The sequence below is a fragment of the Amycolatopsis sp. NPDC058986 genome (genome assembly GCF_042741125.1).
Taxonomy (GTDB): domain Bacteria; phylum Actinomycetota; class Actinomycetes; order Mycobacteriales; family Pseudonocardiaceae; genus Amycolatopsis.
In genome coordinates this window covers 136,510-152,204 of record NZ_JBHYJW010000005.1, presented here as the reverse complement: position 1 = coordinate 152,204, position 15,695 = coordinate 136,510, and the positions used below count along the sequence as shown (strand labels likewise).

The 15,695-nt window shown below is 70.3% G+C and carries 14 protein-coding genes; 8 read left to right on the top strand and 6 right to left on the bottom strand.

The window, feature by feature from the left end:
* Window positions 1–59: 59 nt before the first annotated feature.
* Genes ACFW0G_RS07070 through ACFW0G_RS07060 form a run of 3 tightly spaced genes read right to left on the bottom strand, consistent with a single transcriptional unit; the run spans window position 60 to window position 6,780 of the window.
* Window positions 60–1,430, bottom strand: coding sequence for a diaminobutyrate--2-oxoglutarate transaminase family protein (locus ACFW0G_RS07070; protein ID WP_378323900.1), 1,371 nt, complete (start codon window positions 1,428–1,430; stop codon window positions 60–62).
* Window positions 1,427–5,497: a Pls/PosA family non-ribosomal peptide synthetase gene (locus tag ACFW0G_RS07065; RefSeq protein WP_378323899.1), complete on the bottom strand. Its 4,071-nt coding sequence runs from the start codon at window positions 5,495–5,497 to the stop codon at window positions 1,427–1,429. Before ACFW0G_RS07065 ends, ACFW0G_RS07070 begins: the two co-directional genes overlap by 4 nt.
* On the bottom strand, window positions 5,494–6,780 hold the full coding sequence (locus ACFW0G_RS07060) for an aspartate kinase (protein WP_378323898.1): 1,287 nt from the start codon (window positions 6,778–6,780) through the stop codon (window positions 5,494–5,496). The genes ACFW0G_RS07065 and ACFW0G_RS07060 overlap by 4 nt, the downstream gene beginning before the upstream one ends.
* A 712-nt stretch (window positions 6,781–7,492) precedes the next feature.
* Between ACFW0G_RS07060 and ACFW0G_RS07055 the strand changes: the two genes are divergently transcribed.
* Window positions 7,493–7,849: an ArsC/Spx/MgsR family protein gene (locus ACFW0G_RS07055; RefSeq protein WP_378323897.1), complete on the top strand. Its 357-nt coding sequence runs from the start codon at window positions 7,493–7,495 to the stop codon at window positions 7,847–7,849.
* A 25-nt stretch (window positions 7,850–7,874) separates the two neighbouring features.
* Here ACFW0G_RS07055 and ACFW0G_RS07050 read toward each other — a convergent pair whose 3' ends face one another.
* Complete coding sequence (locus tag ACFW0G_RS07050) at window positions 7,875–8,726, bottom strand: SAM-dependent methyltransferase (protein ID WP_378323896.1); 852 nt, start codon at window positions 8,724–8,726, stop codon at window positions 7,875–7,877.
* Window positions 8,727–9,287: 561 nt separating this feature from the next.
* Here ACFW0G_RS07050 and ACFW0G_RS07045 point away from each other — a divergent pair.
* The 6 genes from ACFW0G_RS07045 to ACFW0G_RS07020 all read left to right on the top strand — a co-directional run bounded on the left by ACFW0G_RS07045 (window position 9,288) and on the right by ACFW0G_RS07020 (window position 13,662).
* A complete protein-coding gene (locus ACFW0G_RS07045) occupies window positions 9,288–9,998 on the top strand; it encodes a DUF998 domain-containing protein (RefSeq protein WP_378323895.1) in 711 nt (236 codons plus the stop codon).
* Window positions 9,999–10,181: 183 nt separating this feature from the next.
* Window positions 10,182–10,733, top strand: a complete 552-nt coding sequence (locus ACFW0G_RS07040; RefSeq protein WP_378323894.1) for a hypothetical protein — start codon at window positions 10,182–10,184, stop codon at window positions 10,731–10,733.
* Window positions 10,734–10,810: 77 nt separating this feature from the next.
* Window positions 10,811–11,530 carry an ABC transporter ATP-binding protein gene (locus ACFW0G_RS07035; RefSeq protein ID WP_378323893.1) on the top strand — a complete coding sequence of 240 codons (720 nt, stop codon included), beginning with the start codon at window positions 10,811–10,813 and terminating at the stop codon, window positions 11,528–11,530.
* Window positions 11,530–12,264 (top strand): ABC transporter permease, encoded by a 735-nt coding sequence (locus tag ACFW0G_RS07030; RefSeq protein WP_378323892.1) that lies wholly within the window; start codon window positions 11,530–11,532, stop codon window positions 12,262–12,264. Before ACFW0G_RS07035 ends, ACFW0G_RS07030 begins: the two co-directional genes overlap by 1 nt.
* A gap of 155 nt (window positions 12,265–12,419) precedes the next feature.
* Window positions 12,420–13,340: a universal stress protein gene (locus ACFW0G_RS07025; protein WP_378323890.1), complete on the top strand. Its 921-nt coding sequence runs from the start codon at window positions 12,420–12,422 to the stop codon at window positions 13,338–13,340.
* Window positions 13,341–13,446: 106 nt separating this feature from the next.
* Window positions 13,447–13,662 carry a DUF397 domain-containing protein gene (locus ACFW0G_RS07020; RefSeq protein ID WP_378323889.1) on the top strand — a complete coding sequence of 72 codons (216 nt, stop codon included), beginning with the start codon at window positions 13,447–13,449 and terminating at the stop codon, window positions 13,660–13,662.
* A 37-nt stretch (window positions 13,663–13,699) separates the two neighbouring features.
* On the opposite strand, the gene ACFW0G_RS07015 is transcribed toward ACFW0G_RS07020, so the two are convergent.
* Both ACFW0G_RS07015 and ACFW0G_RS07010 read right to left on the bottom strand, forming a co-directional pair.
* Window positions 13,700–14,398, bottom strand: coding sequence for a nitroreductase family protein (locus tag ACFW0G_RS07015; RefSeq protein ID WP_378323887.1), 699 nt, complete (start codon window positions 14,396–14,398; stop codon window positions 13,700–13,702).
* 86 nt (window positions 14,399–14,484) lie between these two features.
* Window positions 14,485–14,889, bottom strand: a complete 405-nt coding sequence (locus ACFW0G_RS07010) for a winged helix-turn-helix transcriptional regulator (RefSeq protein ID WP_378323886.1) — start codon at window positions 14,887–14,889, stop codon at window positions 14,485–14,487.
* Window positions 14,890–15,016: 127 nt separating this feature from the next.
* Here ACFW0G_RS07010 and ACFW0G_RS07005 point away from each other — a divergent pair, with 127 nt between their 5' ends.
* The gene (locus tag ACFW0G_RS07005; RefSeq protein WP_378323885.1) at window positions 15,017–15,607 is read left to right on the top strand and encodes a flavodoxin family protein; all 591 of its coding nucleotides are present in this window, start codon (window positions 15,017–15,019) and stop codon (window positions 15,605–15,607) included.
* The last annotated feature ends 88 nt before the right edge of the window (window positions 15,608–15,695 follow it).

Sequence of the window (15,695 nt, the reverse complement as noted above, 5' to 3'; positions counted from 1 at the left end):
CCTCCTTCACCGCAGTCAGGGACGGGAAGGAGGCCTTCACGAACCTCAGGCGGCCCGGGTCAGTCGCCCGGGCGGCAGTGCTCGATCGCGCCGGCCAGGATGAGGCTGGCGCGATCGATGTCCTCGGCGGTCACGGTGAGCGGCGGCATGAGCCGGACGACACCGTCGTCGCGTCCGCCGAGCTCGATGATCAGCCCGTTCCGCAGCGCGTGCGCCTGGACGGCGCGGGCGTACGTGCTCGCGGGCGAGCCGTCGGCCGGATCCGCCAGCTCGACGCCCCACATCAGCCCGAGCCCGCGTACTTCGCGGACCCACGGGTTGTTGCGCAGCATCGTGAGCCGGTCGGCCAGTTGCGCGCCGCGCCGCCGGACGTTGCCGAGGACGTCGTCGCGCCGCACGATGCGGACGGCGGCGGCGCCCGCGGCGAACGCGGCCTGGTTGCCGCGGAAGGTGCCGGAGTGCGCCCCCGGCGCCCAGGTGTCGAGCCGCTCGTCGTAGAAGATCACCGCCACCGGCAGGCCCATGCCGCTCAACGCCTTCGACGCCACGATGACGTCGGGCTCGATGTCGAAGTGCTCGAACGCGAACCACCGCCCCGTCCGGCCGCAGCCGGTCTGCACCTCGTCGACCACGAGCGGGATGTCCAGTTTCCTGGTCAGCGCGCGGATCCGGCGGACGAACTCGCGGCGGGCCGGGACGATCCCGCCCTCGCCCTGCACCATCTCCAGCACCACCGCGGCGGGCAGTGGCAGTCCGCCGTTGACGTCCTGCAGCGCGCGTTCGAGGTAGGCGACGCAGTTGGTCTCGCAGGTGTTGGGCGAGAGCCCCAGCGGGCACCGGGCGCAGTAGGAGTACGGGAAGAAGTGCACACCCGGCATCCCGTTCGCGATCGGCCGCTTCTGCGAGACCAGCCCGGTCAGTGCCATCGCGGCATGGCTCGAACCGTGGAACCCGCCCTGGAACGAAACGATGTCGCCGCGCCCGGTCGCGGTCTTGCACAGCTTGAGCGCCGCGTCCACCGCGTTCGCCCCGGTCGGCCCGCAGAAGTGCAGTTTCATCCGCTCGCGCATCCCGGCGGGCAGCATGGACAGCTGAGCGTCGATGAACTCGCGCTTGGCCGGGGTCGGGAAGTCCAGGCCGTGCGTGAACACGCCGAGCTGCGCGGCGGCCGCGCGGACGAGCTCCGGGTGGTTGTGGCCGAGCGAAAGCACCCCGGCCCCGGACAGGAAGTCGAGGAACACGTTCCCGTCCATGTCGCGCACGTGGCTCCCGGTGCCCTCCGCGATCGCGATGGGCAGGTTCCTCGGGTACGCCCTGGCGTTGGACTCCCAGCGCCGCTGGTGCTCGAGGTACTCCGCGGAACGGGGGCCGGGCAGGTCGCCCGCGACGTGCGGGACGAGTTCGGGGGGTCTGGTGTGTACCTGGGTCATCGCGGACTCCTCACGAGTGCGGTGGTCTCGGTTTCGGTGGCCAGTTCGGTGGCCGGATTGCCCCGCCAGCGGGATCCGGGCGGCGGTTCGGAGCCCTTCATCAGGAAGGCGTCGGCGTCGATCACCGTGCCGTCGCCCATGGACACTCCATAGTGGACGAAGGCGCCGGTGCCGACGGTGCAGCCCGCGCCGAGCACGATGTGGTCGGACTTGAACGTGCCGTCCTCCAGGGAGTGGCACTGGATGACGCTGCCCGCGTTGAGCGAGCAGTCGTCGCCGATGGTGAGCAGGGACTTCTCCGGGATGGCGCAGCCGTCGTCGAACACCCGCCTGCCGATCCGGACACCGAGCAGGCGCCAGAGCGTGTTCTTGAACGGGGTGCCGTTGAACAGCGCGAGGTAGCGGCCCGCGCTGAGCTTCCAGAACCGCTCGTGCCGCCAGAACCGCCGGTCGTAGATCGAGCAGAACCGGGGCCGCAGCGACCGGAAGCCGGAGATCGCGCGTTCGGCCAGCACCAGGAACGATACCGAGAAGAAGAGCGTCAGCACGATCTCCGCACCGGTCGCGAGTGCGCCGAACCGGCTGTGGAGGCTACCGGTCACCACACCGATCAGCACGACACCGAGGAAGTTCAGCCACTGGACCAGCAGGTAGCACAGCAGCGTGACGGTGTTGTGCCGGAGTTTCGCCGCCAGGCCGCGGCGCAGTGTGTCCCCGGTCTTGAGGTGGTCGAAGTCGCCGTCTCGGCGCACCGACCGCGGGATCTCGAAGGCGGGGGAGCCGAGCAGGCCGGTGTTCTCCCGCACCGGCCCGTCCAGTGGTACCAGCACCTTGGTCGCCAGCAGGCAGTTCTCGCCCACCCGCGAGTCCGGTGGGTAGACGATGTTGTTGCCAAGGAACGCCTTCGGCGCGACTGCCGTCCGGCGCAGGCGGAACGAGGAACCGGAGAAGTCCGCGTTCATGAAGGAAAGCCCGTCCGAGACCATGGTCCCGGCGCCCACTGTGGACAGGAATGGTGTCTCGTGCTTGACCTCGACGCCGAAGTTCGACCCGGTCTGCTCCACTTTGGACAGATCGTAGCCCAGTGCGCGCAGGTAGTGCACGATGTAGCTGCTGTCCCCGAACAGGTAGGTGAGTGTCCGCACGTTCGTCAGCCGGGCGATCGTCCGCTGGAACGAGTAGCGCAGCCCGTAGAGCGGATAGACCCGGTCCGGTTTCAGGAACAGGGTGAGCAGCCGGGGCACGGTGAGTACCAGCACGAGACTGGCGAGCAGCCCGCCGAAGTACAGCGCGGCGGAACCGGCGAGCTGCCTGCTCCAGAACGCCCAGCTGCCGAAGTCCGGCCTGCCGGCGGGGTAGACGACCTGGACCACCAGGTCGGTACCGGCCAGCAGCAGCGGAATCGTGAACAGCAGCACCGTCAGCAACTGGCCGGCGCAGAACAGGAAGCGCCGGAACGCGCCGGTCCGCCCGGTGGCCAGCGCCCGGTAGTCCACTGTGGAGGGCTGGGCCGGGGAGCCGTGCCACGACTCGCCGTCGGGGACGGCGTGGCCGGAGTGCAGCGAGGACGCGTGACCGAGCTGGGCGTCGTCGCCGATCACGGTGTCGATGTCGAGGATGGAGTGCTCCCCGACGAACGCGTCGTCGCCGATGCTCACCCGGCCCGTCCTGATCCGGCCGCCCTCGACGCGGTAGCCGGTGAAGAAGGTGTCCTTCCGGATCACCGCCCCCGCGCCGACCGTCAGCAGATCGGTGCACACCGGGGGATTGTGCGAAAGGATCACCGCGCCCTTGCCGATCTTCGCGCCGAGTGCCCGCAGGTAGAACGAGTACAGTGGCGAGCCGGCGAACATCACGAGCGGGTTGAACCGGGTCAGCGTCCTGACCGTCCAGAAGCGCAGGTACCCCGGACCCCATACGGTGATCTCACCGGGTTTCCAGCGGCCGACGAGCAGCCATTTCGCCAGGATCGGCACAATGACCATGAACGCGAACCCGGCCAGTCCGAACCCGACGATGCGCAGATAGGTCTCCACGAGGCCCGGCGCGGCGGTGATCCAGTCGAACCCCCGTTCCAGGACGACTCCCGCCGCCGCGGCGTACGCGAGGAAAACCAGGAGCTGGAAGAGTCCACAGAGGACATAGCGGACGGTGCCCGCCCGGTACGGCTCGGCGGTGGCCGTCGCCTGGACGGCCGGGGTGACCGGCGGGGCGGCGGACAGGGTGTCGGCGAGACTCCGGACCGTGGGATGCAGGTACACGTCCTTCATCGACGGTGGCGCGAGGCCGTCGATGTCCCGCACCCGGGTGCAGAACCTCGCCAGCAGCAGCGAGTTCGCGCTGTAGTCGTCGAAGAAGTGACCGGTGACCGAGACCTCGTCCAGCCGCAGGACCTCCGCGAACGCCTGGGCCAGCTGCCGTTCGGTCTCCGTGGCGGGTGCCACGTGGTCGTCCGGCGCCGCGACGGTCCGCCGTCCGGTGGGGGCCGGGAGGTTCTTGCGGTCGGCCTTGTCGCTCGGCGTCATCGGGATGAGGTCGAGCTGTTCGAAGTACGCGGGCACCATGTACGCGGGCAACCGCTCCCGCAGCAGCCGCCGGATCTCCTCGGTGTCCACAGTGGACGCGTCGCGGCGGAGGCTGTAGTACGCGACCAGCTCCACCGTGCCCGGTTCCGGCTCGTAGGTGTCCACCACCGCCTGCGCGATGCCGGGCACCCGCAGGAGCACCGACTCGATCTCGGTGAGTTCGATGCGGTAGCCCCGGATCTTCACCTGGGTGTCGGTCCGGCCGTGGTACTCGATCTCGCCGTCGGCGGTGATCCGGCCCAGATCGCCGGTGCGGTAGATCCGGCCCGACGGGTTCCGTTCGATCCCGAGGAAGTCCGGGACGAACGCCCGCTCGGTCAGATCGGGCCGGTTGAGATAGCCGGTGGCCAGCCCGATTCCCGCGATCCCGATCTCGCCCAGCTCACCGGCGGCCAGCGCGCGCGGTTCGTCGGGGTCGAGGATGACAACGGAATAGGTGGGCAGCGGCACGCCGATCGTCACCGGCTGATCGGGCCGGACCACCGCCCAGGTCGCGGTGACGGTCGCCTCGGTCGGGCCGTACACGTTGAGGAAGCGGCGGCCGGGCCGGTGCCAGCGGGCGATGAGATCCTCCGGGCACGCCTCCCCGGAGACCAGCAGGAAGCGCAGTGCCGGCAGATCCTCGTCGAGCGTGGCCAGCAGCGTCGGAACACAGCACATCGCGGTGATGTCGTTGTCCCGCAGGAACTCGTACAGGTCGTAGCCGATGAGACTGGCGCCGCTGGGCTTCGGCACCAGCGTCGCGCCGGACAGCAGGGGTACCCAGATCTCCTCGACCGAGAAGTCGAAGGCGATCGTCATGCCCTGGTACATCCGGTCGCCGGACTCGATGCCGTAGACCTCCGACGCCACGCGGACGAAGTTGCAGATGCTCCCGTGGTCGATCGGCACGCCCTTGGGCCGGCCCGTCGACCCCGAGGTGTAGATGATGTAACAGAGTTCGTCCGCGGGCTCGCCCTTTTCCGCCCTGCTCAGGCGTCCGCCCGGCCGGGCGGCGAGCTGCGGCTCGTCCTCGTCGACACAGACCAGGTCGACGCTCCCGCGTTCGAACCGGTCGCGCAGTGCCGACAGCGTCAGCACCATCCGCACGCCGGCGTCCCGCGCGATGTAGGCAAGGCGATCGTCCGGGAAGGCCGTGTCGAGCGGGACGTAGCCGGCGTTGATCTTGAGTACCGCCAGCATCGCGACGTAGGTCTGCACCGGCTGGTCGAACAACAGCCCGATCCGGTCGCCCGCGAGTACTCCTTGGGCGAGCAGGTGACGGCCGAGCCGGTTGGCCCGCTCGTCGAGTTCGGCGAAGGTGAGCCGGACATCGCCCGCGTCCACGGCGAGAGTGCCGGCGGGCAGCAGATCGCACCGTTGCTCGAACAACTGCTCCAGTCGTTCTCCGCTGTGCCAGCGGATTTCCTGGTCGAAACCGCCGCAGGTCAGCACCCGGCCCTCGTCGGCGAGCAGGCCGACGGGTGCTTCGCGCGGGCTCACCGCCGGGCCTCGGCGGGCACGTTCAGGCCGAACGCCTCGTGCAGCGCCCGGACCGCGGTGTCGAGCCGGTCGGCGGGGAGGACGGCGGTGAGCCGGGACGGCGAGGTGGCCATGGTCGGCACGGTGACGCCGAGTTCCCCCACGACGCGCAGCAGCGCGGAAAGATGACCGGGGTCGTCGAGGAGACCGGTGCCCACCACGGACACCGCGCCGAGGTCCTCGTCGATTTCCCAGTGCGCCCCCAGTTCTTCGGCGAGTTCGCGGACGGGCCCCGCCAGCGGCGCGGAACCGCGCACGGTGAACCAGAGAACGTCCGGATCGGGCCAGGTGAGCGTGTCCGGTCTCAAGCCGCTGGCGGCCAGCCTGGCCAGCACGCGGGCGGTCCCGCCCGCCAGCAACCGGGGGCCCATGAGCCGGACCTGCCGGACGTCGCGCTCGTGCGCGACGCCGATCACCTCGGGACCGCCTTCGAGCGGTTCCGCCGCTTCGACCATGGTGCCGGGTCCCGGCCGCGAGGAATGCAGTACCCGTACCGAAACCCCATGCCGCTCGGCCAGTTCCACCGACCGCGGATGCAGGACGCGGGCGCCGTGGTGGGCCAGTTCCGTCATGACCTCGTAGGCGATCGTCGGTACCGGCTGGGTTTCCGGCACGATCCGCGGGTCCGCGGTCCGCACGCCCTGCACGTCGGTGCAGATGTCGCAGGTGGGGCTGCCCAGCGCCGCCGCCAGTGCGACAGCGGTGGTGTCCGAGCCGCCCCGGCCCAGCGTGAGCAGTTCGCCGGTGGCGTCGCGGCCCTGGAATCCGGCGACCACGACGACCTGCTCGTCCCGCATCCGCTCGACGATCCTGGTCGGGTCGATCCGCACGATCGTGCCCGACCCCGGTTCGCCGCCGACGACGATGCCGGCCTGATCCCCGGACAGCGACACGGCTTTCACCCCGCGGCGGGTGAGCGCGAGCGCCAGCGCCGCCGCCGAAAGCTGTTCCCCGGTCGCCATCATCTGGTCGAGTTCCCGCGGATCGGGCTGGTCGGCGAACTGCCCGGCGAGCGCCACCAGCTCGTCGGTGGTGTTCCCCATCGCGGAGACGACGACCACGACGTGCTTGCCGGTCCGGACCAGTCCGGCCACTTCCTGCGCGACCCCGTGCACGAGTTCGGGCGTCGCCAGCGACGAGCCGCCGTACTTGCGAACGACGATCCCCTCGTCAGGCCCGTCGAACCCGGTCGGCGGCGCGTCTTCCCACGGCCGGCGTTCCGGTACGTCAAAGTAATTCTTCATCCCTCGCACCTTTTTCTGTAATGAACGAAACAACTTCCGCCCCAAAGGGCAGGCGGCAGTGAAATAGGCAGGTGATACTGCTGGCCGCGCGCGCGGGTGCTGGGCTGACGCGCGGTGTGAAATGTCCCGCCGGCCGGACCAGGTCGGCAGGTGGTACGGCGACGCGTGCAGGGACACGTGGCCGTACTCGGCGGCGTTTCAGAGCCGGTGTGGGTTTTCCCCCTGATGCCAGGCTATCTGGATACCCCGTGTACAGATGCGCGGCATGCGACCGAGGTCGCAGCGATTGAGCACGGTTTCCAACTCCTCGAAGCGGCGGCGCGGAGTCTTACCGAACGAGTGTCGAAGTTAGTGCATCGATCTTCCGGGAGGTACCCCCGTCCGTGTTGTGAGAATTACAGCGGTCGTTAGGTCGGGAGCGGTAACCAGGCCGTGCAATTACCGCAGTCGCGTTGGTGTGGGAGTTCTTCGGCGATTCGCCGCGTTAATTCAGTTCTTTCCGCCGGGAAGTGGAGATGAATGGGGCGAGCGGGCGAACGTCCGCTGGTGCGCGCGACGGAACGTCCCGCGTTCCCGTTGAGTCCACAGTGGACTAACCGGGGTGTCGGTGAGGTGGTTTAGTCCTGTGGCGGACCTGCGACGATTCCCGCGTCTTCGGCCCGGTCCGGGACCGGCTTGTCGGGCGCGCGCGAGCATGCGGTAGGTGTGGGGCATGGAAATCTGGATCAACCCCGCCTGCTCCAAATGCGCGTCGGCGCTGTCGCTGCTCGACGAGGCGGGCGCGGCCTACACCGTGCGTCGCTACCTGGAGGAGCCGCCCTCCGCCGCGGAACTCGGTGCGGTGCTGGAGCGGCTCGGCCTCGAACCGTGGGATGTGGCGCGGCTGGGCGAGGAAGCCGCCGCCGAGCTGGGCCTGGCCTCGTGGGAACGGACGGCGGGGACGCGCGGCCGGTGGATCGACGCGCTGGTTGCGCGGCCGATCCTGATCCAGCGGCCGATCATCACGGCCGACGACGGGACGGCCGTCGTCGGCCGGTCGGCGGAGGCGGTCCGGTCGGTACTGCCCTAGCGGCCGCCGTCCCGCGCGGGGCGCCTCACGGTTTGCGGCCGAGCGCGCCGAGGCTGCAGGACTCGGCGGGATTGCTCGTCAACGCCTCGCTCGCGGCCGACGGCTGCTCGTCGAGGTGCCATTCCGGCAGCCACACGAGGCCGGGGTCGACCAGGTCGAACCCGTCGAAGAAGCGGCCGAACTCGGTGCGGGTGCGCGAGAACACGGCATTGCCGGAGCGGTTGTACTGCGCCCGGAGTTCGGCCCGCTTGGCGGCGTCGGCCTGCGGGGTGCCGTCCTCGGTCCCGTGGGACGAGAGCAGGTAGGAGCCCTGCGGGAGCGCGTCGCGATACCGGGCGACGAGGTCGTGCGGGCGGTCCTCCGGGGCGATGAAGTGCAGGACGGCCACCAGGATGAGCCCGATCGGTTTCGCCGGGTCGAGCACACCGGTGTCCAGCGCGCGTTCCCAGACCTCCTCGACGTCACGCAGGTCGCCCTGGACGACGGCGTGCCGGTCCGGGTCGCCGTGCCGTTCCAGCAGCACCCTCGCGTGCGCGACGGCGACCGGCTCGATGTCGACGTACACGCAGCGGCTGCGCGGGTTCACCCGGTCCGCGATCTCGTGCACGTTGCCCACCGTCGGGACCCCGGAGCCGAGGTCGAGGAACTGTTCGACGCCGTTGCGTGCCAGGTAGTGCACGCCCCGGCCGAGGAACTCGCGGTTCGTCCTCGCGAGGATGGGGGCGAGCGGGAAGGTCTCCACCGCTCTGGCCCCGAACTCGCGATCGATGGCCCAGTTCGCGGTGCCGCCGAGGAGCCAGTCGTAGATGCGGGCGGCGTTCGGCTTGTCGAGGTCGACCCCGTCCGGTACGGGCTGTGTGTCGCGCATGGCGGTCATCCTTCCGCTACGGGCCGTCGCGGGGAAGCACTCCCGGGGCGTTTCGCCCGGAAGGTTCCATCGCGCCGGGCCTGGCACGGGCCCGGGTATTCCCGCTCGGCCCCCGGTTTCCGATGGGGGATCCGGTAGCCGGTGATTTCCGCACAGTTTCCGCGAGTGGGACGGGTGCTTTCGCTGTTCGTATCCGGCCGGTCGCGCTGCGTGGAAACAAGAACCCTCCGCCGGCGTCGGCGCTATCGGACCGGAAAGGGGGAGTTGTCCGGTTTGCGTCATCGAAATGTCGGGTTCCCGCCGTAAGGATGGCACTCTCCGGCGGTGTGTTCGGATCGGTGAATTGCCCGAATGTCCCTTCGGGGTTTCGCGATAACCGGTCGCGTTCGGGGGAGTCGTGGGAAAATCACCGTCGCGAAATCGCGGGTATGTTCCCGGTGCGTCATTTTGTGGCCCTCCGTTCTGTTCGTGGGTGATCGGGTGCCGATGTCCGAAGCCGGTGTGTGATGAACAATCCCCGGCACCCCGCCCCGATCGGTGCCGGGATGCCGTCGGCTAGGGTCCCCGCGCATGTCCTCGAGTCCCTCTGTCCCGGTACTCGCGCGGCCGGAACCGCTCGTGCCGGGCCCGCACCGCCGGTTCGGCCCGTTCACCTCGGTCGCGCTGGGCGCGTTCGCGCTCGCCGCCCTGCTGCTCGTGGTGCTGCACGTGGACCGGTACTGGGGGCCGATCGACCCGGTGACCGCGATGCTGTCGGACTACGCGCTCTGCCCAGGGTGGTGGCTGTGGGACGGCTCGCTGATCCTGACCAGCGCGGGCTCGGCCGCGGCGCTGGTGGCGTTGTACCGCGGGCGGGTGCTGCGCGGTCCGTTCGCGGTGTCGGTGATGCTCGTGTGGTGCCTGAGCGTGCTCATCGTGGCCGCGTTCAGCAAGGACCCGCAGGGCGGGGCGGTCACTCCTGCCGGGAAGGCCCACCTCTACGCCACCGCGGTGAGCTGTGTGAGCCTCCCCGTGGTCGGCTGGCTGCTCGGCAGGCGGCACCGGGCCTGGCTCCCGTGGAGCCGCTTCGCGCGGTGGTCCCGGTGGCTCTCGCTCGCGTCGATCCCGTTCTACCTGCCCTTCATCGTCCCGTTCGCGGTGAACGTCGTGCTGGGCGGCCATCTCCCGACCGTCGCCACCGGGCTCGTCGAACGGCTGATGGCGGTGCTGGAGCTGGCCCTGCTGGTCGTCCTGGTCCGGTGGGCCCGGCACGCGTCGAGGGCGACAGGCCCGGCGTACTGAGAGGTTCCCGGTAACGGCTGAGCCTCGCATGGGTTTCGAGTCCGTTGTGGACAGTGACCTAAGTCCCCGCCGCCAGGGCCCAACGTACGCAGCGCGGTCACCGGGTCACGGCCTACCGTCGGCGGATTGGGCGGGCGCGGACGGTGTCCAGGCCGTGCGCGCCCGCCCGGGACGGAGACGGAGATGACCCTGCTTTCCACCGTGCGAAGCCGCCGGATGCTGCGTGCCCACCTGCAGGCCCTCGACGCCGTCCCGGTCGCCGCGGTCCGGCTCCGCGCGGCGCTGGGGCTGGTGTCCGCCGGCCGCGGCACGATCTCCTTCGTGCCGCGGGACGCCGCCGAGCGGACCCAGGCCGAGATCATCGCGGCGACCGCGGGGGACGCCTTCCTGCACAACGTGGTCACCCAGGACGTCCGTGGCCGCAGCACGGTGCGGTGCTGGCGCCGGGACGGCGACCTCGTGCGCCTGCTCGCCGATCTCGTGGACATCACGGAACGGCTGGCGCTGGCCGGGTTCGGCGCTTCGCTGCGGTGTGTCTCGGTCGAGTTCACCGAGGACGGCGAACGGCAGGCGCGCAAACTCGTCCTGACGTACTTCTTCGGCCGCGGTGCCTTCGCGGTGTCCGCGCAGAGCGGCCGCGCCGTCACCGAGTACACAATGGAGCGTCGGGCCAGGGAAGCACTGCGCGGCGTGGTGCGCGTCGAGGCGCTGATTCCCCGGCAGGAGCGGGCCTGACCCTGGGATTCCCGCGGTCCGGGGTGCACAATGGGCTGGGGCGGCTCGACGGCGAGCGGTCCGTGACGGAGCGCGTGATGAGCACTGAGCCCGCGATCGTGGTCGATGGCCTCCGGGTGATCCGGGGCGGCCGCACCGTGCTCGACGGTCTCGGGTTCACCGTCGCGCGTGGCAGTGTTACCGGGCTGCTCGGCCCGAACGGCTGCGGGAAGAGCACGCTGATGCGTTCGATCGTCGGGGTGCAACTCGTCGCCGGAGGCACGGTGACCGTGCTCGGGCACCCCGCCGGTAGCCCGTGGCTGCGCGATCGGATCGGTTACGCCACACAGGATCCCGCGCTCTACGCCGATCTCACGGTGACCGAGTCGCTGCGCTACTTCGCCACCGTCCTCGGTGCCAAGACGTCCACTGTGGACGACGCGATCGCCAGGGTTGGCCTCGCCGCGAGCGCCGGCGTCCTCGTGGGGCGGCTTTCCGGCGGACAGCGTGGCCGGGCCAACCTCGCCGTCGCGCTGCTCGGTTCCCCGGAGCTGCTGGTGCTCGACGAGCCGACCGTCGGCTCGGACCCCGAACTGCGGGACGAGCTGTGGACGCTGTTCCACGCGCTGGCCGCCGACGGTGTCACGCTGCTCGTCTCCAGCCACGTGATGGACGAGGCCGCGCGCTGCCGCCGCCTGCTGCTGATGCGCGACGGCGCCCTGCTGGCGGACGACACCCCCGAGGCGTTGCTGCGGCGCACGGGGACCGGCAGCCTGGAACCGGCGTTCCTGCGCCTGATCCGGGACAGGGAGGCGTGATGCGCGCGTCCGTCACTCTCGCCACCGCCCGGCGCATCCTCACCCAGCTCCGGCACGACCCGAGGACCGTGGTGCTGCTGATCGGGGTGCCGTCGATCCTGATGATCCTGCTGCGTTACGTGCTGAACTCCGCCCCCGCCTTCAGCGCCGTGGCACCGGCGCTGCTCGGGATCTTCCCGTTCACGATCATGTTCCTGCTCACCTCGATCACCACGTTGCGCGAGCGGACCGGCGGCACCTTCGAACGCCTGATGACCCTGCCGATCGGCAGGCTGGACCTGCTGTGCGGCTACGCGCTGGCGTTCGGCCTGCTCGCGCTGGTCCAGGTCGGGGTCGCGGTGACGGTGTGCCTCGCCTGGCTCGGCCTCGACCTCGCCGGTCCGGTGTGGACACTGCTGCTGATCACCGTGCTCGACGCGCTGCTCGGGACCGCGCTCGGGCTGTTCGTGAGCGCGTTCGCCCGCACCGAGTTCCAGGCCGTCCAGTTCATGCCGGTCTTCGTGCTGCCGCAGTTCCTGCTGTGCGGGCTGTTCGTGCCCCGCGAGAGCATGGGCTGGGCGCTGCGGTGGCTCTCGGACGTGCTCCCGCTGTCCTACGCAGTCGACGCGCTGACGCAGGTGACCCGCTCCGGCGCGATCGACGGCACACTGCTGCGCGACATGCTCGTCGTCGCCGGATGCGCGGTGCTCGCGCTGGTACTGGGCGCGGCGACGCTGCACCGCCGGACACCGTGACCCGGGACTGATGCATCCGCATCACCGAGCCGGGGCCATGTGGCGCCCGGTCTCTGGGCCGTTCGACTCTGCGCGCCGTACGAGCCCGACCGCGAAGCTGAGGGGACGACGGGTTCCGGGCGTGCGGTCCCGCGGACGTCGGTGAGGAGAAGACGATGGCGGATGCGGGAGAAACCGGGCGGGCGACACTCGTGGAGTCCGTTGTGGACGGAGCGGTCGTGGTGGGCGTCGACGGTTCCGACGCGGCCGGGCACGCCCTGCGCTGGGCGGCGGAAGAGGCACGGCGACGCGGTACGCGGCTGGTCCTGCGCCACGCGATGACCTTGCCGGACCCCGGCGGCACACTGACCCTGCCGCCCGAGTGGTACGCGGGGAAGCGGGCGTCGTCGTCCTCGCTGCTCGAAGCCGCGGCGTCGATCGCGGGCGAAGCCGTGCCAGGGGTCCCGGTGTTCGCGCAGTCGATGGACACCGACCCGCTGACCGCGCTGCTCGCGGGGACCGCGGGCGCCGCGCTGATCGTGGTCGGGCCGCCGGAGCACGGCCGCCTGCTCGGCTGGTTCTACGGGGCTCCGGTGGCGGATCTGCTCGCCAAGGCGCGCTGCCCGGTGGCGGTCGTCCGGGGACACGCGCGGCCGGACGGGCCGGTCGTGCTCGGCGTGGACGGCAGCCCGGCGGGCGAGACGGCCATCGACGCCGCGTTCACGGCGGCGGCACTGGCCGGGGCGGAACTGCTCGCGGTGCACGCCTGCCATGATCGCGAAACCATGCTGTCCGGCGGTGGCCGCGCCGCGCAGCAGAAGGGCTGGCGGTTGCTCGGGGAGCGGCTGCGGTCTCGTGCCGAACGGCATCCGATCGTCGCGGTCGAGCGGATGGTGGTCGCCGAACGGCCACGGCACTGCCTGGTGACACTGAGCCACCAGGCTCGGCTGATCGTGGTCGGCAGCCGGGGCCGGGGTGGCCTGTCCGGGCTGACCCTCGGCTCGACAGGGCGGACGCTGACGCACCATGCGGCGTGCCCGGTCCTCATCACGCCGCCGGGTGGCGGTTTACCCCGTGTGCGCCGCCGCTTACCCTGAGAGAGGGAACCGCTCAGGACCTCCCGGTGCGATCCACCGGGGAGCCCCCAGACCTCGGGACCGGCGCGGACCCCAGTCGGAACATCCGAGGACAGGGAGGCCACCCATGCGTACCCGGTACACCAACCTGACCGGCTGGCACACGAGCAGCCATTCGCACTTCGAGGAGAACGCCTGCGTCGACGTCGGCACCGGGGACGGGCTGGTCGGGGTCCGCGACAGCAAGCAGGCCGCGTTGCCCGACCACATTCGTCCGGTGCTGGTCGTCGGCGCGCCCTCCTTCGGCGCGTTACTGGCGCACCTCAAGGCCTGTCGGTCGTAGCGAAGGGTCGCGGGTCCGAACGTTCGGTATCGGACGTTCAGACCCGGATCAGCACCTGGTCGAGGGATTTGCGCCGCAGGTCGGGGACGACGCAGTCCTCGGCCGGATAGCCGACCGGGATCACCGCGAAGGCCTTTTCGTTGCGTGGCCTGCCGAGGACCTCGGCGAGGAACCGCATCGGCGACGGCGTGTGGGTCAGCGCGGAGAGCCCGGCCACCTGCAGCGCGGTGAGCAGCATCCCGACCGCGATGCCGACCGACTCGTCGACGTAGTAGTGCTTGTGCGTGCGGCCGTCGTCCATCAGGTGGTACCGCTGCTGGAACACCACGATCAGGTAAGGAGCGTCGGTGAGGTGGGGTTTGATCGCGTCCGTGCCCAGCGGGCGCAGCGCGGACAGCCACTCCTCGCCGAGCCTGCCGTCGTAGGAGACCCGTTCCTCCGCCTCGGCCTCCTCCCTGATCCGCTGCCGGATGTCGGGGTCGGTGACCAGGACGAACGTCCACGGCTGCTGGTGCGCGCCGCTCGGCGCGGTCGAGGCCGTGGCGATCGCGTCCAGCACGACCTGCTCGGGCACCGGGTCGGAGGCGAACATCCGGACGGTCCGCCGCTGCTCCATCCGCTGCCGCAGCTCCGCCGCCTTGGTGACCGATTCGCCCGCTGCCATCCTCGGCGGCTGGTAGGGGACCGGCTGGTAGGGCTCGCCGTAGTTGGGCATCCACCGCTGTGAGGTCGTCATGGCGACGATTCTGGCAACGGACGGCCGCCGCCGTAAGGAAATGCGCCCGTTTGACGGAACGAGGTGTCCGGATAGCGGACAGGCGCTCAGGCGCGGTCTTCGGTGTCGTAGCGTCGCTGGGCGTCGAGGACCTCGGGCATCCGGCCTTCCACGAGGTCGATCAGGGTCAGCAGCTGCTTCGTGATCGTTTCGCCGAGCGGGGTCAGCGCGTAGTCCACGCGCGGGGGATTGGTGGGCTGGGCCTCGCGGTGCACCAGGCCGTCGCGCTCCAGCGCGTGCAGGGTCTGGGACAGCATCTTCTCGCTGACGCCGTCGACCCGGCGCCGCAGCTCGTTGAAGCGGGCCGTGCCCTTGCCGAGCGCGCCGAGGGTCAGGCTGCCCCATTTGCCCGTGACGTGCTCCAGTGCGGTGCGCGACGGGCAGGTGCGCGCGAACACGTCGAAGACCGCTTCGTCTCCGGTGCAGATCTCGGTGTCGGGCGCGCTGCTCATGGACACAAGCTTACCACTCGGTAGCGCTAACCCATGGATTGCGCTTTCGATTAGTTAGTGCTTTCCTGGAGAGGTCATCCCCGGCGCGATCCCGCGGCCGGGAGCGAATCCGAAGGAGCCTGTGCCCGTGACCACGCCTGCCGTGTCCATCGCCTACCACTCCGGCTACGGCCACACCGCCGTCCTCGCCGAAGCCGTCCGGGACGGCGCCGCCGAAACCGGGGCCGCCGTTCACCTGATCGAGATCGACAAGATGTCCGACGAGCAGTGGGAGCTGCTGGACGCGTCGGACGCGATCGTCTTCGGCTCGCCCACCTACATGGGCACCGCGTCCGCCGCGTTCCACACCTTCGCCGAGATCAGCTCGAAGCGCTGGTACGACAGCGTCTGGCGCGACAAGCTCGCCGCCGGCTTCACCAACTCGGGCTCGAAGAGCGGCGACAAGTTCAACACCCTCCAGTACTTCACCGTGCTCGCCGCCCAGCACGGCATGCACTGGGTGAACCTGGGCCTCCACCCGGGCTGGAACACTTCGACCGCGTCCGAGCACGACGTCAACCGCCTCGGGTTCTTCCTCGGCGCGGGCGCGCAGAGCAACAACGACGAAGGACCCGATGCGGTGCACAAGGCCGACATCGCCACCGCGCGTCAACTCGGCCGGCGTATCGCCGAGGTGGCGCGCGTCGTGGTGGCGGGCCGGACCACCCTGGCCGCCTGATCCGCGAGCCTTCCGCCCGGCGAGTCCGCTGACCTCCGCCTATCCCGAACGCGTGGGGCACCAAGGACTCATGAGCGTTCCGAACGGT